26 protein-coding genes are annotated in these 24,053 nt (G+C 74.8%); 10 read left to right on the top strand and 16 right to left on the bottom strand.

The features are described 5' to 3' along the window. Window positions 1-105 precede the first annotated feature (105 nt). Window positions 106-1,419 carry a GAF domain-containing protein gene (locus tag O2W20_RS02250; RefSeq protein WP_269170124.1) on the bottom strand — a complete coding sequence of 438 codons (1,314 nt, stop codon included), beginning with the start codon at window positions 1,417-1,419 and terminating at the stop codon, window positions 106-108. 92 nt (window positions 1,420-1,511) lie between these two features. Beyond that, on the bottom strand, window positions 1,512-2,729 hold the full coding sequence (locus O2W20_RS02245) for an MFS transporter (protein ID WP_269170123.1): 1,218 nt from the start codon (window positions 2,727-2,729) through the stop codon (window positions 1,512-1,514). A 120-nt stretch (window positions 2,730-2,849) separates the two neighbouring features. Here O2W20_RS02245 and O2W20_RS02240 point away from each other — a divergent pair, with 120 nt between their 5' ends. Further along, complete coding sequence (locus O2W20_RS02240) at window positions 2,850-3,578, top strand: hypothetical protein (protein WP_269170122.1); 729 nt, start codon at window positions 2,850-2,852, stop codon at window positions 3,576-3,578. A gap of 13 nt (window positions 3,579-3,591) precedes the next feature. Here O2W20_RS02240 and O2W20_RS02235 read toward each other — a convergent pair whose 3' ends face one another. The 3 genes from O2W20_RS02235 to O2W20_RS02225 all read right to left on the bottom strand — a co-directional run bounded on the left by O2W20_RS02235 (window position 3,592) and on the right by O2W20_RS02225 (window position 7,990). Continuing rightward, the gene (locus tag O2W20_RS02235; protein WP_269170121.1) at window positions 3,592-4,926 is read right to left on the bottom strand and encodes a multidrug effflux MFS transporter; all 1,335 of its coding nucleotides are present in this window, start codon (window positions 4,924-4,926) and stop codon (window positions 3,592-3,594) included. A gap of 132 nt (window positions 4,927-5,058) precedes the next feature. Next, window positions 5,059-6,492 (bottom strand): mycofactocin biosynthesis glycosyltransferase MftF, encoded by a 1,434-nt coding sequence (gene mftF / locus O2W20_RS02230; RefSeq protein ID WP_269170120.1) that lies wholly within the window; start codon window positions 6,490-6,492, stop codon window positions 5,059-5,061. A 19-nt stretch (window positions 6,493-6,511) separates the two neighbouring features. Beyond that, window positions 6,512-7,990 carry a purine-cytosine permease family protein gene (locus O2W20_RS02225; protein ID WP_269170119.1) on the bottom strand — a complete coding sequence of 493 codons (1,479 nt, stop codon included), beginning with the start codon at window positions 7,988-7,990 and terminating at the stop codon, window positions 6,512-6,514. 135 nt (window positions 7,991-8,125) lie between these two features. Between O2W20_RS02225 and O2W20_RS02220 the strand changes: the two genes are divergently transcribed. Continuing rightward, a complete protein-coding gene (locus O2W20_RS02220; RefSeq protein WP_269170118.1) occupies window positions 8,126-8,452 on the top strand; it encodes a PadR family transcriptional regulator in 327 nt (108 codons plus the stop codon). Continuing rightward, window positions 8,449-9,420 carry a hypothetical protein gene (locus tag O2W20_RS02215; RefSeq protein WP_269170117.1) on the top strand — a complete coding sequence of 324 codons (972 nt, stop codon included), beginning with the start codon at window positions 8,449-8,451 and terminating at the stop codon, window positions 9,418-9,420. The genes O2W20_RS02220 and O2W20_RS02215 overlap by 4 nt, the downstream gene beginning before the upstream one ends. 58 nt (window positions 9,421-9,478) lie before the next feature. Here O2W20_RS02215 and O2W20_RS02210 read toward each other — a convergent pair whose 3' ends face one another. Continuing rightward, window positions 9,479-9,730: a type B 50S ribosomal protein L31 gene (locus O2W20_RS02210; RefSeq protein WP_269170116.1), complete on the bottom strand. Its 252-nt coding sequence runs from the start codon at window positions 9,728-9,730 to the stop codon at window positions 9,479-9,481. Between the two features lie 217 nt (window positions 9,731-9,947). On the opposite strand from O2W20_RS02210, the gene O2W20_RS02205 reads away from it, so the two are divergent. Next, window positions 9,948-10,946 carry an ABC transporter substrate-binding protein gene (locus O2W20_RS02205; protein WP_269170115.1) on the top strand — a complete coding sequence of 333 codons (999 nt, stop codon included), beginning with the start codon at window positions 9,948-9,950 and terminating at the stop codon, window positions 10,944-10,946. 47 nt (window positions 10,947-10,993) lie between these two features. On the opposite strand, the gene mftE is transcribed toward O2W20_RS02205, so the two are convergent. Beyond that, window positions 10,994-11,698, bottom strand: a complete 705-nt coding sequence (gene mftE, locus O2W20_RS02200; protein ID WP_269170114.1) for a mycofactocin biosynthesis peptidyl-dipeptidase MftE — start codon at window positions 11,696-11,698, stop codon at window positions 10,994-10,996. 60 nt (window positions 11,699-11,758) lie between these two features. Between mftE and O2W20_RS02195 the strand changes: the two genes are divergently transcribed. Beyond that, window positions 11,759-12,268, top strand: coding sequence for a pyridoxamine 5'-phosphate oxidase family protein (locus tag O2W20_RS02195; protein ID WP_269170113.1), 510 nt, complete (start codon window positions 11,759-11,761; stop codon window positions 12,266-12,268). 75 nt (window positions 12,269-12,343) lie between these two features. Continuing rightward, entirely contained in the window at window positions 12,344-12,478 is a 135-nt protein-coding gene (locus O2W20_RS02190; protein WP_269170112.1) for a hypothetical protein, read from the top strand. Between the two features lie 29 nt (window positions 12,479-12,507). Here O2W20_RS02190 and mftC read toward each other — a convergent pair whose 3' ends face one another. From mftC to mftA, 3 genes are read right to left on the bottom strand one after another with little or no spacing between them, the layout of a single operon-like run. After that, on the bottom strand, window positions 12,508-13,740 hold the full coding sequence (gene mftC / locus O2W20_RS02185; protein WP_269170111.1) for a mycofactocin radical SAM maturase: 1,233 nt from the start codon (window positions 13,738-13,740) through the stop codon (window positions 12,508-12,510). Then, window positions 13,740-14,063 carry a mycofactocin biosynthesis chaperone MftB gene (mftB, locus tag O2W20_RS02180; protein WP_269170110.1) on the bottom strand — a complete coding sequence of 108 codons (324 nt, stop codon included), beginning with the start codon at window positions 14,061-14,063 and terminating at the stop codon, window positions 13,740-13,742. The genes mftC and mftB overlap by 1 nt, the downstream gene beginning before the upstream one ends. Window positions 14,064-14,073: 10 nt before the next feature. Continuing rightward, a complete protein-coding gene (mftA, locus tag O2W20_RS02175) occupies window positions 14,074-14,193 on the bottom strand; it encodes a mycofactocin precursor MftA (protein WP_269157864.1) in 120 nt (39 codons plus the stop codon). 126 nt (window positions 14,194-14,319) lie between these two features. Here mftA and mftR point away from each other — a divergent pair, with 126 nt between their 5' ends. Further along, entirely contained in the window at window positions 14,320-14,922 is a 603-nt protein-coding gene (gene mftR, locus O2W20_RS02170; protein WP_269170109.1) for a mycofactocin system transcriptional regulator, read from the top strand. 60 nt (window positions 14,923-14,982) lie between these two features. Here mftR and O2W20_RS02165 read toward each other — a convergent pair whose 3' ends face one another. Then, entirely contained in the window at window positions 14,983-15,531 is a 549-nt protein-coding gene (locus O2W20_RS02165) for a hypothetical protein (protein WP_269170108.1), read from the bottom strand. A 180-nt stretch (window positions 15,532-15,711) separates the two neighbouring features. Here O2W20_RS02165 and O2W20_RS02160 point away from each other — a divergent pair, with 180 nt between their 5' ends. Next, window positions 15,712-16,173 carry an SRPBCC family protein gene (locus O2W20_RS02160; RefSeq protein ID WP_269170107.1) on the top strand — a complete coding sequence of 154 codons (462 nt, stop codon included), beginning with the start codon at window positions 15,712-15,714 and terminating at the stop codon, window positions 16,171-16,173. A 66-nt stretch (window positions 16,174-16,239) separates the two neighbouring features. Here the strand turns inward: O2W20_RS02160 and O2W20_RS02155 are convergent, their stop codons facing one another. From O2W20_RS02155 to O2W20_RS02145, 3 genes are all read right to left on the bottom strand, one after another. Continuing rightward, window positions 16,240-16,959 carry an Atu4866 domain-containing protein gene (locus tag O2W20_RS02155; protein WP_269170106.1) on the bottom strand — a complete coding sequence of 240 codons (720 nt, stop codon included), beginning with the start codon at window positions 16,957-16,959 and terminating at the stop codon, window positions 16,240-16,242. Window positions 16,960-17,041: 82 nt separating this feature from the next. After that, a complete protein-coding gene (locus tag O2W20_RS02150) occupies window positions 17,042-18,244 on the bottom strand; it encodes a cysteine desulfurase-like protein (protein ID WP_269170105.1) in 1,203 nt (400 codons plus the stop codon). Between the two features lie 9 nt (window positions 18,245-18,253). Beyond that, a complete protein-coding gene (locus O2W20_RS02145; protein ID WP_269170104.1) occupies window positions 18,254-19,657 on the bottom strand; it encodes a bifunctional 3-(3-hydroxy-phenyl)propionate/3-hydroxycinnamic acid hydroxylase in 1,404 nt (467 codons plus the stop codon). A 65-nt stretch (window positions 19,658-19,722) separates the two neighbouring features. On the opposite strand from O2W20_RS02145, the gene O2W20_RS02140 reads away from it, so the two are divergent. After that, complete coding sequence (locus O2W20_RS02140) at window positions 19,723-20,118, top strand: DUF3224 domain-containing protein (RefSeq protein ID WP_269170103.1); 396 nt, start codon at window positions 19,723-19,725, stop codon at window positions 20,116-20,118. 39 nt (window positions 20,119-20,157) lie between these two features. On the opposite strand, the gene O2W20_RS02135 is transcribed toward O2W20_RS02140, so the two are convergent. Next, a complete protein-coding gene (locus O2W20_RS02135) occupies window positions 20,158-22,056 on the bottom strand; it encodes an L-lactate permease (RefSeq protein WP_269170102.1) in 1,899 nt (632 codons plus the stop codon). 212 nt (window positions 22,057-22,268) lie between these two features. Here O2W20_RS02135 and O2W20_RS02130 point away from each other — a divergent pair, with 212 nt between their 5' ends. Beyond that, a complete protein-coding gene (locus O2W20_RS02130) occupies window positions 22,269-23,396 on the top strand; it encodes an NDMA-dependent alcohol dehydrogenase (RefSeq protein ID WP_269170101.1) in 1,128 nt (375 codons plus the stop codon). Here the strand turns inward: O2W20_RS02130 and O2W20_RS02125 are convergent. Beyond that, window positions 23,375-23,986 (bottom strand): MOSC domain-containing protein, encoded by a 612-nt coding sequence (locus O2W20_RS02125; protein ID WP_269170100.1) that lies wholly within the window; start codon window positions 23,984-23,986, stop codon window positions 23,375-23,377. The two genes, O2W20_RS02130 and O2W20_RS02125, sit on opposite strands and share 22 nt — an antisense overlap. Window positions 23,987-24,053: the final 67 nt, after the last annotated feature.

Genomic DNA, 24,053 nt, shown 5'->3' with positions numbered 1-24,053 from the left:
CGCCGGGACCTGGGACGACGACGCAGCAGGCCCTCGACACGCGGATCTCCGGGGCTGCGCACCCCCGTCGGCAACGTTGCACCGCGTTGCAGTCCGGGGCGGAGCTCAGCGGCGGGCGGCGGCGCGCACGCCCGCCCGCAGCCGCTGGACCTGGGCGGCGGCAGCGTTCCGCCGTCCCCCGGGCGGCAGGAGCGCCAGGCAGGCCTGCCAGACCGCCAGGTCCTCGGCCGCCTCGGGCCGTTCGCTGTAGCGGAGGAGGAGGTCCGGTCGGCCGGCGGCCAGCACGGCCCCCCGCAGGTCGTCGGCCAGCCGGGCGCGGGCGACGCGCACGCCCGGAGCCCGGGACCCCGGCAGCAGCGGGCCGCGGTACCGGTCCAGCGCGGCAGCCGGGGCGCCCCGGGTGAGCTGGGCGCGCACCTCCTCGACGTCGGTGCGCACCGGTCCGAGCAGCCGGTACGGCCGGGACCCGACCACGTCACCGCCCACCAGCCGGCGGAGCCGGGAGAGCTCGGCGCGCACGGTGACCGTCGCCGCGGCACCGTCGTGGCACTCCGCGGCCAGCTGCTCGGCCGTCCGCCCCTCGCCCCGGGCGGCCGCCTCGGCGAGCAGCACCAGGAGCTCCGAGTGCCGCAGCGACAGCTCCTGCACGGTCGTCGACGTGGTCAGCCGGGCCCGGTCCCGGCCCAGCACCTCCAGCCGTACGGCCGCGGGCCGGGGGCCGACCGGCGCGGGGTGGTGCCGGGACAGCCACCGCAGCTCGGCCTCCGCCGCCGCCGCGGTGGCCCGGACGAGGGTGAGGACGTGCGGGCTCGCCACGTGGTCGCCGCCGGTGACGTCGATGGCCCCGAGCAGGGCGCCGGTGTTCGGGTCGTGCACCGGCGCCGCCGAGCAGCTCCAGGGCTGGACCGGCCGCCGGAAGTGCTCGCCGCCGTAGATCTGGACGGCGTGGTCCAGCGCCAGCGCCGTGCCCGGGGCGTTGGTGCCGGCGACGTCCTCACCCCACGAGGCGCCCTCGACGAAGTGCATCCCGGCGGCCCGGTCCCGCAGCCGCGCGTCGCCCTCGACCCACAGCATCCGGCCGGCGGCGTCGGTGACCGCCACGATCATCCGGTCGACCTCGGCGTCGGCCACCAGCAGCCGGCGGATCACCGGCATCACCGCCGCCAGCGGGTGGGCGGCCCGGTAGGAGAGCAGGTCGTCGTCCAGCAGGTCGACCGGCGGTGCCGTCCCGTCGGGGTCGACGCCGCTGTCCTGCGACCGTCGCCAGGAGTCCCACACCACCGAGCGCACGTGGCCGACGGCCGGCGCATCGCCGGGGACCTGGGTGACCAGCGACTCGTGCGCGGCCCGCAGCCGCCGGGCCAGCACCGGGCTCGGCCCCCCGTCGGGGAGCGCCAGCCACGGGTTCAGGGCCGGCACGACGCGGGATCCCCGGGGCTGAGGCTCATGGTGGCCCCATCGTGACCGCTGTCACCGGATGGCGCCAGCAGGTCGGCCACGGCTCAGCTGGATCAGGGAGCGCGCAGCTCCCGGCGCCGCAGCACGGCCGAGGCCAGCAGGAAGCCCAACCCGAGGACGGCGAGCCCGGCGCCGACCACGCTCGGCGCCCGGTAGCCCAGGCCCGCGGCGATGACCAGACCACCGAGCCAGGCGCCCAGGGCGTTGGCGGCGTTGAGCGCGGAGTGGTTCAGCGCAGCGCCGAGCATCTGCGCCTCACCGGCGACCTCCATCAGCCGCAGCTGGAGCAGCACGACCATCGTGGAGGCGGCCGCGGCGATGGTGAACACCGTGACGATCAGCGCCAGCGCGTTGCCGGCGGCCACGGCCATGATGCCGAGCAGCACGCCGGTGGCGACCGTGGCGCCGACCAGCGAGCGGAACAGCGCCCGGTCGGCGAGCCGCCCGCCCAGCACCGTCCCGAGCACGCCCCCCACCCCGAAGGCCAGCAGCACGACCGGCACGAAGCCGGCCGACCGGCCGGCCACGTCGGTGACGATCGGCGCGATGTAGCTGTACATGGCGAACATGCCGCCGAACCCGACGGTGGCGACCAGCAGGGTCAGGATCACCTGGGGACGGCGCAGGGCGCCCAGCTCCGTGCGGATGGTCGCCTCCGACCGCCCGGGCACCGAGGGGACGACGGTGAGCACGGCCAGCAACGTCAGCGCGCCGATGACCACGACCGCCCAGTAGGCCGACCGCCAGCCCAGCTGCTGGCCCAGCCAGGTTGCGGCGGGCACCCCGGCGACGTTGGCCGCCGCCAACCCGAGCATCACCGAGCTGACCGCGCGGCCACGCAGGTGGGCCGGCACCAGGGACGCGGCGATCAGCGAGGCGACGCCGAAGTAGGCGCCGTGCGGCAGGCCGGCGACGAAGCGGGAGAGCACCAGGGAGCCGTAGCCGGGGGCCAGCGCGCTGAGGGTGTTGCCGACGACGAACGCCACCATCAGCCCCATCGCCAGGCGCCGGCGGGGCAGCCGGGCGCCGAGCGCAGCGAGCACCGGGGCGCCGACGACGACGCCGAGGGCGTAGGCGGAGATGACGTGCCCGGCCTCGGGGATGCTCGCGTCGACCCCGCGGGCGATGTCGGGGAGCAGCCCCATGGTCACGAACTCGGTGGTGCCGATGGCGAACCCACCGAGCGCGAGGGCGACGATCGCCAGCACCGCGGTGCGGGTGGAGGGTGCGGTGGGGGCCGACGTCGTCGAGACGGCGGGGGGAGCGCTCACAGCTGGCCCAAGACGTCGCCCGGCGCACCCATTCCCGTCACCGCGACCCGTTCGGGTGGTTCGGCGCGAGCCGGGGCGCCTCGGTGCCGATGCTCACCTGAGCACCGGGAGGGAGCTGTCATGGCCGAGCAGAGACGACGCACCGCGGGCAGCCGCCCCGTGGCCCGGCGGCGCGCCCCCGTCCGGCGGCGCCGGGACCACACCCGCTGGCTGGTCCCGCTGCTGGCCGTGACCGTCGGCGCGGTCGTGCTCGCCCCGCAGCTCACCCCGGTGCTGGTCGACCTGACCGCGACGGACTCACGAGTGGTGCAGGTGCCCGCCGCCCCTGCCCCAGCGCCCGTCCTCGCGGAGGCGCAGGGCGTGGGCACCCTCGCCGACGTCGCCGCCACCCGCGCCGACGTCGCAACCGACGGCGGGCTGGTGGTGCCCCAGCCACCGCGGCCAGGACGGATCTCGATCATGCCGAACGCGTCGATCGGCAGAGCGCCGGTGTACGAACTGCGGCCCGACGGCTGCGGTGGCGCCGGCACCACGCCCCGCCGGATCGTCCCCGGCGTCGTCCCCGGGCCTGGGTCGGCGACCCTGGACTGGATGTCGGACAACCGGCCCGAGGTGGTCGGGTACCGGGTGCAGGCGGTCAGCCAGCGCCTGGTCGGTGGGGAGCAGCCCCCGCCGGTGGTGCGGGCCGTCGCCCAGGTCGAGGGCTGCCAGCCGATGACCGTCACCGTCGACGGGCTCACCCCCGGCGAGCCCTACGTCTTCTGGTTCGAGGAGCAGGTGACCAGCGCCAGCACCGGGGTGACCCGGCTGGTGCAGGTGGGCACGACCGGCGCCGTCGTCATCGGCTGACCGGGGTCGCCGCTCAGTGCGCGACGACGGCAGCCACCTCGGCGTCGGGCTCCTCGAGCTCCCACGGCCGGACGACGACCACCAGGACGACGATCGCCAGCGACAGCGAGCCCACGATCACCGCACCCATCGCCACCGCGTCGTTGCCCAGCAGGCCGACCAGCGGGGAGACCGCGGCCCCCACGCCGAACTGCACGGCGCCGAGCAACGCGGCTGCGGTGCCCGCCGCCTCGCCGTGCCGGGACAGCGCGAGCGCCGGGGCGTTGGGCAGCGCCAGCCCGCAGGCGAACAGCACCGCCCACAGCGGGATCGCGACCGCGAACAACCCGCCGGTCTCGGTGGCCGCGAGCACCGTGAGGGTCAGTCCGGAGAGCGCGCCGGCGATGGTGCCGGCGACCAGCACCTGCGCGGGGGAGAACCAGCGCAGCAGCAGCGGGTTGAGCTGGGTGGCGGCGATCAGCCAGAACGCGCCGGCGCCGAAGAGCAGCCCGAACTGCTGCTCGTCCAGGCCGAACTGGCGCTGGTAGACGAAGGAGGAGCCGGAGACGTAGGCGAACAGACCCGCCATCGTCAGGCCGGCGACCAGCACCAGGCCGACGTAGGTGCGGTCACCGAACAGCGACCGGTAGCCGCGCAGCGTGCCGCCGACGCCCTCGGTGCTGCGCCGCTCGGGCGGCAGGGTCTCCCGGATCAGGAAGAAGCCGATGGCCAGCAGCGCCACCCCGTAGAGGGCGAGGATCAGGAAGACCCCGCGCCATGAGGTGAAGCGGAGCACCTCACCACCGATGGTGGGCGCCAGCACCGGCGCGGCCCCGAGCACCAGGAAGAGCCGGGACAGCATGGTCGCCGCCGCCCGGCCGACGAACAGGTCGCGGACGACGGCGATCGCGATCACCGCACCGGCGGCGGTGCCCATGCCCTGCAGCACCCGCAAGGCACCCAGGACGGCGATGTTCGGCGCGAGCAGGACCAGCAGCGACGCGATCACGTGCACCGCGGTGCCGGCCAGCAGCGGACGGCGACGGCCGAACCGGTCGGACAGCGGGCCGAGCACGAGCTGGCCGAGCGCGAGGCCGATCAGCGTGCCGGTGAGCGTGAGCTGCACGGCCGCGGAGGTCGTCTCCAGCTCGGTGGCGATCGTCGGCAGGGCCGGCAGGTACATGTCGATGGTCAGCGGCCCGAGGGCCACGAACGCGCCAAGGGTCAGCGCGAGCCGGGCGGTCTTCGGCTTCTCCACCTGCGGGTCGGGCAGCCCGGAGACGTCGACCGGGGCGCCGGCGGCCCGGTCGGGCACGGTCAGGTCGGGCGCGGCCTGGTCCGCTCGTGCGGAGTGCTGTGTGGCGGTCATCGGGTCCCCCTGGTCGGTGCTGTGCTCCCGCGGGACCGACGCTGGCCACGTTCGCAGTTCCTCGGCGACAAGGCTGCACGATGCAACTGCATTCCTGCCGGAGGCAGTGTTCAGTCGCACGTCACCCCGACGTCACCCCCGCGGGGCGACCGGCGCCGGCGCGGCCGGCAGCAGCGCGCGGACGTCGCGGGCCCGCAGGACCCCCCACCAGAGCCCGGCCCCGTAGGCCAGGTCCTCCAGCCGGCGGCCGGCCGCGAAGGCGGGCAGGTCGATCTCCCGGCGGCGGGGCCACCAGCCGGCCACCGCGTCGGCGACGGCGATCGCACCGGCCGCCCGCCGGGCCCGGCGGGAGACGACCGCCGCGGCCACGGTCAGCGGCCAGTGGTGGCGGGTCACCGTGCGGCCCAGCGCCCGACCGGACGACGCCGTCCCGCGCAGCACCAGGCCGGCCGCCCAGCCGATCGGCGGCGGTTGGCCGGGTGCGGCCACCCGCCGGGCGAGCAGCACGCTCGCCCGGCCCAGCACGCCGACGCTGCCCAGCAGCCCCAGCCGGCCGCCGAGCACCGGGAGCGCCCAGGCCGCCAGCGACCAGGGGGAGATCACCAGCGGGGCGACCGCCGCGCCGTGCCGCTGGGCGAGCAGCGCAGCGCCGGTGCCGTAGAAGGCCCGGCGTCGGAGCCAGTCACGCAGCTCCACCCGGTGGTCGTGGGCGACCCGGGCGGCCGGCTCGTAGCGCACCCGCCAGCCCGCGCCGGTCAGCCGCCAGACCAGGTCGACGTCCTCGGCGACCGGCATCGTCTCGTCGAAGCCGCCACCCAGCGCCGTCCGCCGGGCCAGCAGCGCCGCGCTGGGCACGTAGGAGACGCCGGTGCCGGGAGCGACCGGCGCTGCGGCCGGGCCCATGTCCAGGGCGCTGGCCAGCTCCTCGTACCGGGCCACCCAGCCGGGCTGCGCGGGGTCGAGGGCGGTGATCCGCGGCGCGACCAGGGCCAGCCGTGGATCGGCCAGGTGCCCGGCGAGCGTGCCCAGCCAGCCGGCCTCGGGCACGCAGTCGGAGTCGACGAAGGCCACCGCCTCGGTGCCGGCCACCCGCAGGCCGGCGTTGCGGGCGGCGGCCGGGCCGCGGGGGCGCTCGTGCCGGATCAGCCGCGCCCCGGCGGCCACCGCGGCCACCGCGGCGGGGTCGGCCGAGCCGTCGTCCACGACCACCACCGGGCACCCGGCCGTGCCGGGGTCGGCGCGCAGAGCGGTCAGCAGCCGGGCCAGCCCGTCGGTCCGGTCCTTGACCGGGACGACGATCGTGACGTCGGGCTGCGGCACCGCCACGGCCTCCGGGACCGCGACGCCCGCCTCGAGCAGCCGGGCCGCCAGCGCCGCGCTACGGGCGTCGGTGACCGCCAGCCGGTCGCCGGTCAGCAGCGCCTGCGCGGCGGGGGCGAGGCGGAGCAGCCGGGCCGGGGAGCCGCCGAGCAGCGCCGTCCCGCGCTCCCGTCGCTCGACGCCGGGTCCGAGGAGGACGGTGAAGCCGTCGGGCAGCCGGTCCGGGGGCGGCGCGGGCAGGCTCATCGGCCGGCGAGCAGGGCGCTCACCCGGCCTCCTCGTCCCGCACGGCACCGCGGCGCAGCAGCAGCGTGCCGGCGAACCCGATCACCAGCGCGACCAGGACACCGAGGTTGGCGAAGGCCCAGTCGCCGTCCTTGCCACCCAGGCCCACCGGGCCGAGCAGGTAGCCCTGCCAGGTCAGCCAGGTGGCGTAGGTGTTGGTGACCAGCCCCCAGCCGAGCACCGTGCCCAGCCCGAGGAGGGCCAGCGGGACGGGGGGCACCGATCCGTAGCGGCCCCGCGGGTCGTAGAGGTCGGCCTCGGCGTAGTCGCGTCGGCGCAGCAGCAGGTCGGCCAGCACGATCCCGCACCAGGCCGCGACCGGGACGCCGAGGGTGATCAGGAAGCCCTGGAACTGGACGAAGAAGTCCCCCTCGGCGAGGAAGACGACCCAGATGGCGCCGAGCACCATGAGCAGGCCGTCGATCGAGGCGGCGACCGGGCGGGGGACCCGCACGCCGGCGGCGAGCAGGGACAGGCCGGAGGAGTAGATGTCCAGCAGCGCGCCGCCGACCAGCCCCAGGACGGCGACCAGGGCGAAGGGCACCAGGAACCAGGTGGGCAGCAGGGCGGCCAGCGCACCGACCGGGTCGGCGCTGATCGCCGCCGCCAGGTCGGTGGACGACCCGGCCAGCAGCAGCCCGACGACCAGCAGGACGACCGGGGCGAGCGCGGAGCCGAACGTCGTCCAGCCCACGACCCCGCGGGTGGAGGCGGTGCGCGGCAGGTAGCGGGAGTAGTCGGCCGCGGCGTTGACCCAGCCGAACCCGTAGCCGGTCATGACGAACACCAGCGCGCCGATGAACGCCTGCGTCGAGCCGGCGGGCAGGTCGCTGACCACCGCCCAGTCGATCTCGTCGGCGACCAGGAAGAGGTAGCCGACGGTCAGCACGCCGGTGACGACGGTGATCACCGTCTGCATCCGCATGATCAGGTCGAAGCCGAGCACGCCGCCGACGACCACCAGCGCGGCCACGACCAGCAGGGCGACGACCTGGGTCGTCGTCCCGCCGCCCCAGCCGAGCTGGGTGAACACCGTCGCAGTGGCGAGGGTGGCCAGCGAGGCGAGCACCGTCTCCCAGCCGACGGTGAGGACCCAGGAGAGGAAGGCCGGCACCCGGCCGCCGGTGACCCCGAACGCGGCGCGGCTGAGCACGAGGGTGGGCGCCGAGCCCCGCTTGCCGGCGATGGCGATCAGGCCGCAGAGCCCGAAACTGAGCACGATCCCGACGACGCCGGCGACGACGGCCTGCCAGAACGAGATGCCGAAACCGAGGACGAACGCGCCGTAGGCCAGGCCGAGGACGCTGACGTTCGCGCCGAACCACGGCCAGAACAGCTGGCGCGGGGTGCCCTTGCGCTCGGCCTCGGCGATCACGTTGATGCCGTTGGTCTCCACCGCCACCCGCGGGGTCGGGGCCGCCGCCGGGGGCCCGGTCTCCCCCGTCGCCTGGTGCGCCATCCGCGTGCTCCGTCCTCGCCCGCGGTGCTCGCGCCCCGCTCCCGGTGCCGGACCCTAACCGCGGGCGCCGACACCGCACCGGACTCCGCGCGCCGATGCATCGACAGCCGATGCATGGCGCGCTAGCGTCCCGCCATGGACGTCCGGCCGCTCACCGAGCCGACCTTCTTCGTGCTGGCGGCCCTCGCCGACCAGCCGCGGCACGGGTACGGGGTGATCGCCGAGGTCCAGGGGCTGTCCGGCGGCCGGGTGACGCTGCGGGTCGGCACGCTCTACGGGGTGCTCGACCGGTTGGTCGCCGAGGGCCAGGTGACGCTGGACCGGGAGGAGGTGCACGCCGGCCGGCTGCGCCGCTACTTCCGGCTCACCGACGCCGGCCGGCTGGCGCTGGAGACGGAGGTCGCCCGGCAGGAGGCCAACGCCCGCGCCGCCCGGACCCGGCTGGCGGTGCGGCCGGCATGAGCCCGCTGGAGGAGCGCTACCGGCGGCTGCTGACCTGGCTGCCCGAGCCGGCCCGGTCGCGCTGGGCCGACGACATGACCCAGACGTACCTGCAGGTGGAGACCGCCGACGACCCCGAGTACGCGGAGTTCGGCAGCCCGTCGCTGACCGACCGGCTGGACGTCGCCCGGCTGGCCCTGCGCCTCCGGCTCGGCGCGCCGGGCGCCTCGGTGCGCGCGGTCGCGACCGGGCAGACCGTGCGGCTGGTGGCCGTCGCCGGCACGGTGGCACTCGCCTCGCTGGCCCTGCTCGGGCTGTTCTCGACGGCGTGGCTGCACGGCGCGCTCCCGCTGGTCGACGCCCCCGACGTGGGCGGGACCCCCGGGTGGGGGCCGTGGGACGCCCTCTTCACGGTGGTCAGCGTGCTCACCGTCGCTCTGGCGGTCTGCGCCGTCCGGGGGCTGGCCGCCACCGGCCCCCTGGCCGTCGTCGTGCTGGTCGGGCAGCTCGGGACGACGCTGCCCGGGATGATCCGTCCGCTGGAGCTGCTGGTCCAGCTGACGATCGCCGTCCCGCTGGTGGCGGCCGCACTGATGCCCCCGGGCCGCCCGCTGCACCGGCCGCTGTGGCTGGTCCCGATCCCGCTCGTCGCCTCGGTCTCGGTGGCGGCGCTCCGCCCGGGCGAGCCGCCGGAGTGGACCTGGGGGCTCTTCGACCCGGTGGTGCAGTGGGCGCTGCTGACGACCGTGGCCGGCGCCGTGCTGCTGCTGCGCCGCGGGCGGGCGCGGGGGCCGGCCGAGCTGGCGGTCGCGGTGCTGGCCACGGCGACGCTCCCCGCGCTGGCCAGCCGCTGGCCGTACGAGACCCCGCCCGGCTACGCAACCGTCGTGGTGCTGGCCACCCTCGCCGCCGCGGCCACCGCGGTCGTCACCGGCGTCGTCGGGCTGCGCGCCGTCCGCGCCCTGCCGGTGGTGCCGGCCGACCGCTGACACGACGACGCCCCCGCCGGCCCGGGTGGGCCGACGAGGGCGTCGGAGGAACGGTGCGTCAGCTGCGGGCGCGCGCGCCGTACCGCTGGTTGAACTTCTCGACCCGGCCGGCGGTGTCGAGCACCCGCTGGTTGCCGGTCCAGAACGGGTGCGAGGAGGCGCTGATCTCGACCGGGACCACCGGCAGCGTCTCGCCGTCCAGCTCGATGGTCCGGCTGGTCTGCACGGTGCTGCGGGTGCGGAAGGTGGCCCCGGTCGCGGTGTCCTGGAACACGACGGTGCGGTACTCGGGGTGGATGCCGTTCTGCATGGCTGGTCCTCTCGGTCTGCGCGGGACGTCCACCCCCGGTGGGGCGGGCTGATCGCGACTGTCTGGGTCAACCACCTTGGGGGGTCGGGTGTTCCAGGGGCCGGGCGTTCCGGGGCCACCGCGTTCCGGGGAGCCGCTGCGGTCTCAGCCGACGGTGACCGGACCGTGACCTCCGTGTGGTTAGGTCAGCCTCACCTGACCCACCGAAGGAGCTCGCATGTCCCGCCACACCCTCCGCGGCACCGCCCTGCTGGCCGCCGCGCTCGTCATCACCAGCTGCGGCTCCGACACCGGCGATGACACCACCGCCGAGGGCACGGCACCCGCGACCGGTTCGTCGGACGGCGCCTTCCCCGTCACCGTCGAGACCGCCTTCGGTGACGTGACCGTCGAGGAGGAGCCGACCCGGGTCGTCGCCCTCGGCTGGGGCGACGCCGAGACGGCCCTGGCCCTCGGCGTCCAGCCGGTCGGCGCCAGCGACTGGCTCGGCTTCGGCGGCGAGGGCGTGGGCCCGTGGGCCGAGGGGCTGTACGACGAGGCCCCGGAGATCATCGAGACGCTGGAGCCCAGCATCGAGGCGATCGCCGCGCTGGACCCCGACCTGATCCTGGACACCCGGTCCGCCGCCACCCAGGAGCGCTACGACGCGCTCAGCCAGATCGCGCCGACCATCGGCCAGCCCGAGGGCGTCGAGCAGTACCAGACCTCCTGGCAGCAGCAGCTCGATCTGGTCGGCCAGGCGCTGGGCAAGGAGGAGGCGGCCGACGAGCTCGAGGCCGAGGTCGACCAGGACTTCGCCGACGCCGCCGCCGCGAACCCCGCGTTCGACGGCACCGAGGTGGCCGTGGCCGCCTACACCGCCGAGGGCTTCGGCGCCTACGTCCGTGGCGACTCGCGGGTCGACTTCATGGAGCAGCTCGGCTTCGTGAACAAGCCGGCGATCGAGGAGCTGGCCACCGACAGCTTCTACGTGCCGGTGAGCGAGGAGCAGCTCCCGCTGCTGGACGCCGGCCTCACCGTCGCCTTCCCGATCTTCGTCGAGGCCAGCGAGATCACCGGGAACCCGCTGTGGCAGGCGATCCCCTCTGTGCAGGCCGGCAACGCCCTGGTGCTCGACGACCAGACGCTGGCCAACGCCTTCTCCAGCGGCACCCCGCTGGGCATCCAGTACGCCCTGGAGAACGCCGTCCCGCAGTTCGCCGACGCACTCGGCTGATCGCACCCCACCACCTGATCGAACCGGCGCCGCCGGGCAGCCCTGGTTCAGCCCAGGAGCCGCCCGGCGGCGTCGGCGTCCCAGGCCCGGACGGCGGCCACCAGCCGCCCGGCGAGCGAGCGCACGAGCTGCGCCCCCTCGGCCGCCGACGCACCGGCGGGGTCGCCGAGGACGCCGTCCGGGCTCACCGCGCGCACGCCCTCGGCCCGCAGCCGGGGCAACAGCTGCGCGATCGGCGCGGTCTCCCCCGCGGCGGCGAGCTCCGCACGGACCCCACCAGGTTCCACGTGCAACATCAGTGACGTCTCGGTGCGCCCGGCGTGCGCATCGCCCCCGGCCACACCGCAGGGGAACCAGACGACCTCCCGGCCCTCGGCCCGCAGCTGCGGCACCGCCGTCCGCAGGGCGTCGAGGTTGCCGCCGTGCCCGTTGACGACGAGCAGCCGGCCCGCCCAGCGTCCGGCCGAGCGGCCGTACTCGACCAGCACGGTGGTCAGCGCTGCGGTGCCGATCGAGATCGTGCCCGGGAACCCCTCGTGCTCACCGCTGGCGCCGTAGGCGAGGGGAGGAGCGAGCACCGCGCCGTCCAGCTCCGCGACGGCGGCCTCCGCCACCGCCTGCGCGACCACGGTGTCGGTGGTCAGCGGCAGGTGCCGGCCGTGCTGCTCGACCGACCCGAGCGGGACCACGAGCAGGGGGTGACCCTCCAGGTCGGGCCAGGTCGCCCCGGTCAGCCGCACGCCGTCGCCCACGGCCGGGCACCCTGCCAGACCGGGGGTGTCGCCGGCCGCCCTTGCGGGCAGGTCAGCTGCATGACCACTGAGGACACCCGCGCTGAGGACACGCGCGCTGCCGACACCCGCAAGGTCGCGGAGCTGCTGAAGGACGAGCGGATCGCCGTGTTCACCACGATCACCCCCGACGGCACGCTGATGAGCCGGCCGATGTCCATGCAGCAGGTCGAGTTCGACGGCGACCTCTGGTTCTTCGCCAGCCGGAGCTCCCGCAAGGTCGCCCAGGTGACCGCCAACCCGCAGGTCAACGTGGCCACCTCGGGCAGCGACAGCTGGGTCTCGCTGACCGGGCACGCCGTGGTGTTCGACGACCTGGCGAAGAAGCAGCAGCTGTGGAACCCCGTGGTCGAGGCCTGGTTCCCGAACGGACCCGAGGACCCCGACGTGGTGCTGCTCCGGGTGGACGCCGCCTCCGCCGAGTACTGGGACTCCCCCGGCGGGCGGCTGGCCAGCGTCTTCAGCTTCGCAAAGGCCAAGGTCACCGGGCAGCCGTACTCCGGCGGGGAGAACGAGACCGTCACGCTCTGACCGACCGCGCTCTGACCGACGCTGCCAGCAGGGCCACAGGGAACGCACCGCCGACGTCCAGTGGGTGGGGGGACCGTGGAGGTCCGCCCACCCCTGGAGGTCCTGATGGTCACCGTCGCCGTCCTCGCCGCGTTCTTCGCCCTGCTCACCGTGGCCGACCTGCTGCCCCACCAGCCCGACGCCCCCGGCCTGGTCGCTCCGCTCCGCTGAGCTCGGCGCCCCTGCCGGGGGGCGAACGGTCAGCCGAGCTGCAGGCCGGCCAGCGGCGACTCGTCGCAGATCTTGGCGGGCGGGATCGCGGGCATGCCCAGCAGCGTGGGCTGACCGCGCACCGGGCCGGTGTGGGAGTGGTCGAGGTGGCTCCTGGGCGTGACCAGCTCGGTGTCGCGGGCGGCCAGCGCGCTCTCCCCGTAGCCCTGCACGCACTCGGGGTCGGGCCCGTCCAGCGGCAGGCCGGTGAAGAACTTCGCCGCCATGCAGCCGCCGCGGCAGGAGTCGAAGTGCTGGCACTTGGTGCAGGCGCCGCCGGTCTGCGGGTTGCGCAGGTCGGCGAACAGCTCCGACTGCTGCCAGACCTGCTGGAACCCGCCGGGGGAGCGCACGTTGCCGGCCAGGAAGTCCTCGTGGATGGCGAACGGGCAGGCGTAGACGTCCCCGACCGGGTCGATCAGGCAGACGACCCGGCCCGCGCCGCACAGGTTCAGCCCCGGCAGGGCCTCCCCGAACGCGGACAGGTGGAAGAACGAGTCGCCGGTGAGCACGTGTTCGCCGTTGGCCAGCAGCCAGGAGTACAGGTCCTTCTGCTGGGCCATCGTGGGGTGCAGCTGCTCCCAGACGTCGGCCCCGCGGCCCGAGGGCCGCAACCGGGTGATCCGCAGCTGGGCCCCGTAGGAGTCGGTGAGCGCCTTGAACTCGTCCAGCTGCCCGGCGTTCTCCCGGGTGACGACGACGGAGACCTTGAAGTCCTTCATCCCCGCCTCGGCCAGGTTCTCCAGCGCCTTCGTGGCGGTGGCGAACGAGCCGGCGCCGCGGACCCGGTCGTTGACCTCGGCGGTGGCGCCGTCCAGGGAGATCTGCACGTCGACGTAGTCGGTCCGGGCCAGCTGCGCGGCCCGGACCTTGTCCAGCTTCACGCCGTTGGTGGAGAACTTGACCCCGACGTCGTGCCCGATCGCGTAGTCCAGCAGGTGCCAGAAGTCCGGCCGCACCGTGGGCTCGCCGCCGCCGACGTTGACGTAGAAGACCTGCATCCGCTGCAGCTCGTCGATGACCGCCTCGGCCTCGGCTGTCGACAGCTCCCGGGGGTCCCGCCGCCCGGAGGAGGACAGGCAGTGCACGCACGCCAGGTTGCAGGCGTAGGTGAGCTCCCAGGTCAGGCAGATCGGGGCGTCCAGGCCGTACTCGAACTGGTCGATCAGCCGCCCGCCGGTGGGTCGTTCCACGGCGGGGCGGGAAGGCAGGACGGCGGTCATCAGGTCCTCGTCTCGATCATCTGCGATCGGGCCAGGTCGGCGAGCGCCCTGACGTAGGTGGGGCGCTGGGCCTCCGGCACCTCGCAGGCGAGCAGGGCGGCCGTGGCGGTGGGGTGGTCGGCGAGGGTCTCCACGACCCGGACCAGCGTCTTCGACTTCAGGAAGGACAGCTTCCGGGTGCCGAAGTGGTACACCAGCGCCCCGAAGGGCTCCGGCCGCAGCGCCACCGACCGGGCGCGCTGCCACGGCAGCTCCGGGTCGAACACCGAGGGGTCGGTCACCGCTGCGTCGGTCGTCGAGGAGGCCGGAGCGGGCGAGGTCATCGGGCGGGGATCAGTAGACGCCGCACATGCCGTCGATGGAGACCTCCTCCACGAGGGACTCCTCGACGAGCACCTCCTCGGCGGCTGCGGGGGTCTCGACGGTGAGCTCGTCCTGCGTCGTCTCGGGCACGATTCCTCCGGGTGAGCTGGGTCACGGACCTGACTCGGCAGACCGTAGGTGACACCCAGTGCCACCGGCAAGCGCTGCGACAGGCGAGCGCAGCGCCGGGCGGTCACCCCACCGCAGAGGGGCAGGATGGAGGCCGTGACCGAGACGATGGTCGCGGCCGATGCCCGCGAGGAGACCCGCGCCCGGATCGAGCAGGCTGCTCTGGACCTGTTCACCGCGCAGGGGTTCGAGGCGGTGACCATCGACGAGGTGGCTGACGCCGCCGGCATCAGCCGGCGCACCTTCTTCCGGTACTGCAGCACCAAGGCCGACGCGGTCTGGGGCCAGTTCGACGGCCACGTCGTCCGGCTGGAGGGGATGCTCGCCGCCGCTGCGGCCGACCAGCCGGTGCTCGCCTCGGTCTACGCCGCCTACGTCGAGGTCAACGACTACGCCGCGGCCGACCTGCCGATGCTCCGCCAGCGGATGCGGCTGATCCTGACCGAGCCGGCGTTGCTGGCGCACTCGCAGCTCCGCTACGCCGACGTCGACCGGGTCGTCGCCGCCCACGTGGCGCGGCGGACCGGTGTTGCGCCGGACGCGCTGGTGCCGCGGCTGGTCGCGACGAGCACCCGGGCCGCGGCGACGACGGCGTTCGAGCTCTGGCTGGCCGACGGCCGGATCACCCTGGGTGCCGCGCTGCACCAGGCCTTCGACGAGCTGGCCGCCGGCTTCCCCAGCCTGCGCTGACCGGCCGGCACCGACCCGGCCCGCGACCTGAACGGCCGGGTCGGTCGCGGGCCGGTCGGCTCAGACGGTGGAGGTCGTCGCGGTGATGGCGCGCTGCACCTCCGACGGACGCTGCTGCTCGCCCGCGTACGAGCTGACGACGACGAGCGCGCCGGTGAGCGCCGGCACCACCCACTGCAGCTGGTCGAGCCGCTCCTGGGCAGCCGCGATCTCGCCCCGCGCCCGCTTGGAGGGCTTGGTGGCGCGCTTGGACGGGGTGGCACCGCCCTGGTCGACGACCTTGCCGAGCAGCCGGCTGTAGGCGGTGACGCCCAGCGCGGCCGCCGTGAGCACGGTCTTCGCCGTGGACATGGCCCGCACACCAGGGTCGGCGAGCCGCCGCTTGTTGGCCTGCAGCTGGCCGATGCTGCCGATCAGGTGCGCCCCGATGGCCGCGGCGTTGACCGGCGTCCACCGGTCCCAGCCGGCGTTGGCGACGGCGCCGGTGCCGCGGGCGCTGCCCGCCTCGCCGGCGGCCGGGTTCAGCGCGACGGCGTTGGCCAGCGTGCCGCCGAACCAGGCGGCGAGGCCGACGTCGTGCAGGGAACGGGACAGGGTGTTGCGGGCCATCGCGGGGCTCCTCGGATCGCAGCGTGTGAGCGGTCGGCGACCGAGGAGGGCGACCACCCCGGTCTGCGTGGTCCCCCGGTACCCGCCGGTCTCGGATGCACCCGTCCGTTCGCCGACGGGTCTGTGTCCCCTCCGCCGACCGGCGTCGTCCCGCTGGCCGTCCGCTGCGAAGATGCCCGGATGGACAGCCTCACCCATGCCGGCTCCGTCGTCGTCCGCTCGTCCCCGGAGGCGCTCTACGACCTCGTGTCCGACGTGACCCGGACCGGCGAGTGGAGCCCCATCTGCACCTCCTGCTGGTGGGACGAGGGGCACTCGGCCCAGGTGGGCGCCTGGTTCACCGGGCACAACGAGGTGCCCGGGCGCACCTGGGAGACCCGCAGCCAGGTGGTGGCCGCCGAGCCGGGCCGGGAGTTCGCGTTCCTGGTCGGCGGGAAGCTGGTCCGGTGGGGCTTCACCATGGAGCCGGTCGAGGGCGGCACCCGGCTGACCGAGTCCTGGGAGTTCCTCCCCGCCGGCCAGCAGTTCTTCGCCGAGCGGTACGGCGCCGACGCGCAGGCGCAGATCGAGGACCGCACCCGCTCGGCGCACGAGAGCATCCCGGCGACGTTGGCCGCGATCAAGCGGATCGCCGAGTCCTGACCGGCGGGGCGGTCCACCGGGTCCGGTCCACCCGCCCAGCCGCCTCGGACGAGTGGCCGGCGACCGTCATCGGCGGCGGAAGACGTACCCGCCGTGGTGGAGGACGCCGTCCTGGAAGCGGCCGTAGGCCCAGAACCCGAGGTCGTCGCGGTAGACGATGCGGTCCCCGCTGAGCCAGAACGCCCCCTGGTAGGCGTGCGGGCGACCTCCCCGCGTCTCGTCGTACCGGCCGTCGGCGGTGATCTCCTGGTGGATGGACCCGGTCTCGTCGACCCACACACCGAGATGTGGACTGTCGGCCGGCGCACGGCCCGGGCCCGTCTCGTCGATCGGGGCGGTGAGTCGGCGCCCGTTCCACCGCTGGAGCACGCCGTCGGCGACGATCGCCGCCGCATCGGCGGTGTACCAGACCAACCGCTCGATCGGTCCGGTGTGCGCGGACGGGACCACGCCGAAGGTGGCCGGGTCTCCCGGCGTCAGGCTGCCGACGCGGTCCCGCTGCCCGGCCACTGCGCCGGTCTCGATGCCCGCCGGCGCGATGGTGAACCCGGTGCAGTCGACGACCAGGGCGTCGTCGTCCTCAGCGGCGACGGACAGCCCCGACCCCACCCGCGCGATGTGGCTGCCGCGGAGGAGCAGGTCGGCGTCGGGGAGGACACCGACCAGCGGGTCCATCGTGCAGACCGTCGCGTGCGCGAACAGCAGCGGGCGGCGCCCACCTGCCTGGTTGGCGAGGATCCCCGGGAGGACGTCGTCGCTGAGCTGGTGTGTCGTGGCCGTGGTCATGCCACGACCCTGCGGGCCGGACCGGGTGCCATCCAGGCCGCGCCGGACCTGGGTGCCGCGCACCCAGGGCCAGCGCGCACGGTCAGGAGGCGAGGAGCTCCCGCAGCCCGGCGAGCAGCCGGTCCACGTCGGCGTCGTCGCTGTACGGGGCGAGCCCGACCCGCAGACCACCGGTGTCGCCCAGCCCCAGGTGGCGGCTCGCCTCGAGCGCGTAGAACGAGCCGGCCGGGGCGTTGACCCCGCGCTCGGCCAGGAACCGGTACGCGTCTGCGGCGTCGCGCCCGGCGAAGGTGAGCAGCAGGGTCGGCGTGCGGTGCGCCGCGCGCGACCACACGGTCACGCCGGGCAGCTCCCGGACGCCGTCCTCGATCCGCTCCCGCAGCCGGTCCTCGTGCTGCTCGATCGCGGCCATCGCGGCGACCAGCCGGCTGCGGCGATCGCCCTCGGGGCCGGCCTGGGCGGCGAGCAGGTCGATCGCCGCGGTGGTGCCGGCCATCAGTTCGTAGGGGAGCGTGCCCAGCTCGAACCGCTCCGGGACGGCGTTGCTGGAGGGCAGCAGCTTGTCCGGGTGCAGGGTCTCCAGCAGCTCCGGGGCGGCGACCAGGCAGCCGCAGTGCGGGCCGAGGAACTTGTAGGGCGAGCAGACGAGGAAGTCCGCCCCCAGCGCGGTGACGTCGACCGGCGCGTGCGCGGTCAGGTGCACGCCGTCCACCCAGGTCAGCGCCCCGGCCTCGTGCGCCAGGGCGGTGATCGCGGCGACGTCGGGGCGGGTGCCGATCAGGTTGGAGGCGCCGGTGACGGCGACCAACCGGGTCCGCTCGGACAGCAGCGCCCCGACGGTCGCGGGGTCGAGCTCGCCGGTGGCCGGGGCGAAGTCGGCCCAGCGCACCGTGGCGCCCCGGGCCTCAGCGGCCTGCACCCACGGGCGGATGTTCGCGTCGTGGTCCAGCCGGGTCACCACCACCTCGTCGCCGGGCCCCCAGCCGGCGGAGAGCACCCGGGACAGGTCGTAGGTCAGCGCGGTGGCGCTGCGCCCGAACACCACGCCGCCGGGATCGCCGCCGGTCAGGTCGGCGACCGCCTGCCGGGCCTCCCGCACCACCGCGTCGGCGTTCCGCTCGGCCTGGGTGACCGAGCCGCGGTTGGCCATCGGCTGGGTCATCGTGGCCGCGACCGCCTGCGCGACGACGTCGGGGGTCTGCGAGCCGCCCGGGCCGTCGAAGTGCGCGGCGCCGTCGGTGAGGGCGGGGAAGTGGGCGCGGAGTGCTGCGACGTCGAAGCTCACCCGGCCACGCTAGCCGCGGGAGGCGGCGGCCACGATCCGGTCCGGGCGCACCAGCACCGACCGGCCACCGAGCCAGTGGACCAGTTCCGGCGAGCCGAGCCGGTCGGCCCGCAGCACGGGGCCCGGCCAGTCCGCAGGCACCGGACCGCCGGCGCTGAGCACCGCCCAGCCGGGGCCGAGCAGGTCGTCCAGCCGTGGGCTGCCAGGGACCGGCGGCTGCGGCACGAGCGACCCGACCGGCGAGCCGGGTGCGACGAGGGGCCGGCGCACCAGCGGGCCGCGACGCAACGGCGGCGTCCGGCTGGCGGCGGCGAAGGCGGCCAGCCGCGGCAGCCGGCGCACCCCGGTCAGCACCGCCCGGCGCACCAGTGCCGCCCGGTCTCCCCCTCCGGTCATCAGCCGGCCGAGCAGCACCGCCACGCGGATCAGCGCCCGGGCGTGCGGCGCCCGCTCGGCCTGGTGGGTGTCGAGCAGGGCGTCGTCCGCGCCGTCGAGCACCGCCGCCAGTTTCCAGGTGAGCTGGTGCACGTCGCGCAGGCCCAGGCCGAGCCCCTGGCCGATGAACGGCGGGGTCAGGTGGGCGGCGTCGCCGCAGAGCAGCACCCGCCGGTCGCGCCACCGGTCGGCCACCTGGGCGGCGTAGGTGTACTCGGCGGTCCGGACGACGGTGCACCCGTGCGCCCCGAATCGGCCGAGCTGCGCCGGGAGGTCGAGGTCCGCGGCGGACTCCCCCGCGGCCAGGCGGAACTCCGCGCGGTAGCGGTCACCGGCGATCGGCATGAACGTGGCCGGGCGGACCGGGTCGCAGACCTGGTGCACGCCGGGCCAGACGTCCAGCGGGGCGTCGGCGGCCAGGTCGACCACCAGCCAGCGCTCGGCCGGGCCGAGGTCGTGCATCCACGACCCGATCAGCCGGCGCACCGTGCTGTTCGCGCCGTCGCAGCCCAGCACGGCGTCGGCGACCAGCTCCTCCTCGACGCCGGTGGTCCGGTCGCGGACGGTGAGACGGACCGGTCCGGGTTGTTCCACGTGCAACACCTCGACCCCGCCACGCAGCTGGGCCCGGGGCTCGGCGGCCAGCGCCGTCCGCAGCACTGCCTCGAGGTCGGGCTGGCTGAACATCGACGCCTGCGGCCAGCCGTGCTCGCCGTCCCCGCGCCCGAACTCCACGAGCGTGCGGTGCTCGCCGTCCAGCAGGCGCAGCCCGGCCATCGGCCGGCTGACCGCGGCGAACGCCTCGGCGACGCCGGCGGCCTGCAGCACCCGCAGCGACTCGTCGTCCAGGTGCACCGCCCGCGGCTGCGGGTAGGCGGCCGGGTGCCGGTCCAGCACCAGGACCTCGACGCCCCGGCGGGCCAGCAGCAGCGCCGCCGTCACCCCGACCGGCCCGGCACCGACCACCACCACCGTCACGGCGATGAGTCTGCCCGTGGCCCGATCCCGGGACAGCCGGCGGGCCGCGGGCCAGGATGCACGGCATGGACCTGCACCTGACCGCGCCGTTCACCATCGACACCTGGGACACGGTCGGTGACCCGGAGCCCGCCGAGCCCGGCGCGCCGGCCACCGGGCGGGTCGTGCTCGCGAAGACCTACGCGGGCGAGGACCTCACCGGCTCGGCCACCGGCCACGTGCTCACCACCCAGGGCGAGCGGGGCGCCTCCTACGTGGCGCAGGAGCGGATCACCGGCGCCCTGGCCGGCCGGCGGGGCAGCTTCGTGCTGGAGCACGGCGCTGCGATGGGCGAGGGCGTGGAGACCACCCAGTGGGCCCGGGTGGTCGCCGGTTCGGGAACCGCCGCGCTCACCGGGTTGAGCGGCACGGGGACGGTCGCCCACGAACTGCTCACCCTGGACGTCGTCCTGCCCGACTGACACCCCGCCCCGACCGGGGCGGGGCGGGGTGTCGACGGGTCACGGCTCGCGGGGGGTCCGGTTGGGGTCGGGGACCATGTCCGTGTGCTCCCGGCCGTCGCTGGGCGCCCGGCCGGTCGTGGGACTGTCCGCCGGCGACCCGGCCGTGTCGACGAGCTCGTTGTTGGGCTTCCCGGGCGACCGCCGCATCGCGATGATCAGCGCGGCGATCGCGACCAGGAGGACGGCCAGCCACAGCGTGCTCAGGTTGGCCCCGAACCCGTAGATCAGCACCAGCGAGATCCCACCGGCCATCAGGCAGTAGTAGATCGTCGGCAGGACGGTCTTGCGGATCAGGTCGCCCTCCCGCCCGATCAGGCCGACGGTGGCCGACGCCGCCACGATGTTGTGCACCGTGATCATGTTCCCGGCCGCACCGCCGACCGCCTGGGTGGCGACCACCGTCTCCGGGGTCACCCCGATCTGCTCCGCGGTGGAGAACTGGAAGAGCGAGAACATCAGGTTGCTCACCGTGTTGCTGCCGGCGACGAACGCCCCGAGCGCACCGATCCACGGGGCGAACGCCGGCCAGGTGTCACCCGCGATGGACGCGGCGCCCTCGGCCAGCGTCAGCGGCATCGACGCCAGGCCGGACTCGTTGAAGTCGGCCCCGGAGTTGATGAACACCCGGACCAGCGGCAGCGCGAAGAGCAGCGCCACCGCTGCACCGGCCAACTGACTGCCGGCCACCTTCCACGACGCGGCGATGTCGGCCGGCCGCATCCGGTGGATGGCATACGTGATCAGGCAGGTGAGGATGAACAGGAAGCCGGGCAGGTAGACCATCTGCAGCGCCTGGGCGATGCCGGTGCCGAAGATGTCGTCCACGGTGACGACCCGCCAGCCGGTGGTCAGGAACTCGGTGATCGGGTCGATGGTCCGGCTCAGCACCAGCAGGACGGCGACGATGACGTACGGCGTCCAGGCCAGCCAGATGCTCATCTTCTTGCCGGCGACGTCCTTCTCGTCCTCCGGGGAGAGGTTGCCCATCCAGTTGGTCGCCCACCGCTGCCGGGCCGGGAAGTCCCAGATCTCCTTCGGCATCAGGAAGCCGCGGCTGGACGCGAACATCACGATGACCAGGCCGATCAGGCCGCCGAGCAGCGACGGGAACTCCGGCCCGAGCACCGCCGCGACGGTCACGTAGGGCACGGTCATCGCGAAGGCCGCGAAGAGCGCGAACGGCCAGATCGCCAGGCCGTCGGCGAACCGCTTCCGCTCGCCGAAGAAGCCGCACAGCATGCAGGCGAGGATCAGCGGGATCAGCGTGCCGATGGTCGCGTGGATGGCGGCCACCTGGAAGCCGATCCGGTCCAGGAACTCGGGGAACTCGATGCCGAGGAACACCGTCCGCTCCTCGACGGCGTCCGACCCGGTCAGCCCGCCGCTGACGCCGACCAGGATGGGCGTGCCGACGGCGCCGAAGCTCACCGGCGTGCTCTGGATGATCAGGCCCACCATGACCGCGGCCATGGCCGGGAAGCCCAGCGCCAGCAGCAGCGGGGCGACGACGGCGGCGGGAGTGCCGAACCCGGACGCACCCTCGATGAAGCTGCCGAACAGCCAGCCGATGATGATCGCCTGCACCCGGCGGTCGGGGCTGATGCTGGTGAAGCCGGCGCGGATGGTCGCCATCGCGCCGCTCTTGGTGAGGGTCTCCAGCAGCAGCAGCGCGCCGAAGACGATGTAGAGCAGCGTCAGGGCCAGCAGCAGCCCCTGCACCGCCGATGCGGCGACCGCGGTCGGACTCATCTCCCAGACGAACAGGGCGATGACGACCACCACCACGAAGCCGATCGGCATGGCCCGCTTGGCGGGCCACCGGAGGCCGGCCAGCAGCACGCCGACCACCAGGATCGGCAGCAGGGCCAGCAGGCTGAGCACAGCGAGGTTGTCCACGTTGACGCCTCTCGTCGGCAGAGTCCGCACCATCGGGTGCCGTGCGGATGCTGCTGCACTGTGACGCACGGCATGGTCGCCCGCCACCCCTGCCGCCCCGGCTGGCATGCACTCCCCGCCACCTGACCTTGACGGCGCCGGTCCGGCTCCGCAGTCTGTGAGCGAGACCACATCAACGACGATGTGGTCGCAGCAGACCTGGAGGCCATGAGTTGAAGACCAAGGGCGCCATCCTGTGGGGAGTCGGCCAGGAGTGGTCGATCGAGGAGATCGAGATCGGGGACCCCCGCGCCAACGAGGTCACCGTGGAGCTGGCGGCTTCCGGGCTGTGCCACTCCGACGAGCACCTGGTCACCGGGGGCACCCCGGTCGGCTCGTACCCGGTGCTCGGTGGGCACGAGGGCGCCGGTGTCGTCACCGAGGTGGGCCCCGGCGTCATCGGGCTGGCCGTCGGCGACCACGTCGTCACCGCGTTCATCCCGGCCTGCGGGCAGTGCCCGCCGTGTTCCAACGGCCACCAGAACCTCTGCGACCTCGGCGCCAGCCTGCTGGCCGGGACGTCGATCTCCGACGGCTCCTACCGGGTCCAGGCCGGCGGCAAGGACGTCGTCCCGATGTGCCTGCTCGGCACGTTCGCCCCCTACATCACCGTGCACCAGGCCTCGGTGGTCAAGATCGACCCGAGCATCCCGCTGGAGGTGGCCGCGCTGGTCGGCTGCGGCGTGACCACGGGCTGGGGCTCGGCGACCAAGGTGGCCGACGTCCGTCCGGGTGAGACGGTGGTGATCATGGGCGCCGGCGGCGTGGGCATGAACGCCATCCAGGGCGCCGCGGCCGCCGGGGCGCTGCGGGTGGTGGTGATCGAGCCGGTCGCCGGGAAGCACCAGTGGGCCAAGGACTTCGGCGCCACCCACGTGTTCTCCACCGTCGAGGAGGCCATGCCGGTGGTCAACGAGATGACCTGGGGCCGGATGGCGGAGAAGGCGATCATCACCGTCGGCGACATCCAGGGGGAGGACGTCCAGGCCGCGGTCTCGATGATCGGCAAGGGCGGCCGGGTCGTCGTCACCGGCATGGGCAACGCGGCCAACATGGACGTGAAGCTCAACCTGTTCGAGTTCACCCTGCTCCAGAAGGACCTGCAGGGCGCGATCTTCGGCGGCGCGAACCCGCGCGCGGAGATCCCCGCCCTGCTCGCCCTCTACCAGGCAGGTCAGCTCAAGCTCGACGGGCTGGTCACGCAGAAGTACTCGCTGGCCGACATCAACCAGGGGTACCAGGACATGCGCGACGGCAAGAACATCCGCGGGATGATCGTCTACACCGACGCCGACCGCTGATCGAGCCCGCGCCCCGTCTGCGGACGGGGCGCGGGCCGCACGGCGGCACCCGCCCGGGCCAGGTCGAGGGGGACGGCGGAGCGCAGCACGGCCGGGCCCAGCCGCAGGACGCCGTCCGAGCGTGGTGCGCAGCGGACCCCCGCCCGCCCGCGGAGCCCGCGGTGTGCGCCGGGGGTGAGCGCGAGGTCCAGCCAGGCGCACGGGTGGGCCGGCCGCCCACCGGCCAGGACGACGACCCCCTCCCCGCAGTCCAGGCTGAACGGCTGCCCGCGCAGCGCCTCGACCTCCGCGCCCCGCAGGACGACGTTGCGCCGGGCGGCGAGCGGGTCCAACGGCCCGCTGCCCAGCTCGCCGGCCAGCCGCGCCAGGCCCTCGGCGGCGAGCACCGTCACCGAGGCGTCCCGGTGGGCGGGCCGGCCGAAGTAGCGGTCGCCGACGATGCCCAGTCCGGCCCGCACCTCGACCCGGTCGGTGCGCTCGACCGGTCCGGCCAGTGCGGGGTCGGGCCGGCCGTCCCAGCGGTGCGCCGGCGAGGCGAGCAGCCCGACGACCTCGACGTCGTAGCGGTACGGCAGGTCGTCGTCCGTCACCCGCCGATCGTCCCCCAGGGGCCAAAGTCGCGGTTTTGGCCCCTGCGGGTGACCGGTGGGGAAGGCT

This window comes from Modestobacter sp. VKM Ac-2982 (assembly GCF_026967935.1).
Lineage (GTDB): Bacteria > Actinomycetota > Actinomycetes > Mycobacteriales > Geodermatophilaceae > Modestobacter.
This window is presented reverse-complemented; position numbering and strand designations above follow the sequence as displayed.

Bases quoted from the DNA above. Each gene is read 5' to 3' on its own strand.
- O2W20_RS02240 (WP_269170122.1), top strand. From the start codon at position 2,850: ATGGCCGAGCAGAGACGACGCACCGCGGGCAGCCGCCCCGTGGCCCGG.
- O2W20_RS02235 (WP_269170121.1), bottom strand. From the start codon at position 4,926: ATGACCGCCACACAGCACTCCGCACGAGCGGACCAGGCCGCGCCCGAC.
- mftF (WP_269170120.1), bottom strand. From the start codon at position 6,492: ATGAGCCTGCCCGCGCCGCCCCCGGACCGGCTGCCCGACGGCTTCACC.
- O2W20_RS02225 (WP_269170119.1), bottom strand. From the start codon at position 7,990: ATGGCGCACCAGGCGACGGGGGAGACCGGGCCCCCGGCGGCGGCCCCG.
- O2W20_RS02220 (WP_269170118.1), top strand. From the start codon at position 8,126: ATGGACGTCCGGCCGCTCACCGAGCCGACCTTCTTCGTGCTGGCGGCC.
- O2W20_RS02215 (WP_269170117.1), top strand. From the start codon at position 8,449: ATGAGCCCGCTGGAGGAGCGCTACCGGCGGCTGCTGACCTGGCTGCCC.
- O2W20_RS02210 (WP_269170116.1), bottom strand. From the start codon at position 9,730: ATGCAGAACGGCATCCACCCCGAGTACCGCACCGTCGTGTTCCAGGAC.
- O2W20_RS02205 (WP_269170115.1), top strand. From the start codon at position 9,948: ATGTCCCGCCACACCCTCCGCGGCACCGCCCTGCTGGCCGCCGCGCTC.
- O2W20_RS02195 (WP_269170113.1), top strand. From the start codon at position 11,759: ATGACCACTGAGGACACCCGCGCTGAGGACACGCGCGCTGCCGACACC.
- mftC (WP_269170111.1), bottom strand. From the start codon at position 13,740: ATGACCGCCGTCCTGCCTTCCCGCCCCGCCGTGGAACGACCCACCGGC.
- mftB (WP_269170110.1), bottom strand. From the start codon at position 14,063: ATGACCTCGCCCGCTCCGGCCTCCTCGACGACCGACGCAGCGGTGACC.
- mftR (WP_269170109.1), top strand. From the start codon at position 14,320: ATGGAGGCCGTGACCGAGACGATGGTCGCGGCCGATGCCCGCGAGGAG.
- O2W20_RS02165 (WP_269170108.1), bottom strand. From the start codon at position 15,531: ATGGCCCGCAACACCCTGTCCCGTTCCCTGCACGACGTCGGCCTCGCC.
- O2W20_RS02160 (WP_269170107.1), top strand. From the start codon at position 15,712: ATGGACAGCCTCACCCATGCCGGCTCCGTCGTCGTCCGCTCGTCCCCG.
- O2W20_RS02155 (WP_269170106.1), bottom strand. From the start codon at position 16,959: ATGACCACGGCCACGACACACCAGCTCAGCGACGACGTCCTCCCGGGG.
- O2W20_RS02140 (WP_269170103.1), top strand. From the start codon at position 19,723: ATGGACCTGCACCTGACCGCGCCGTTCACCATCGACACCTGGGACACG.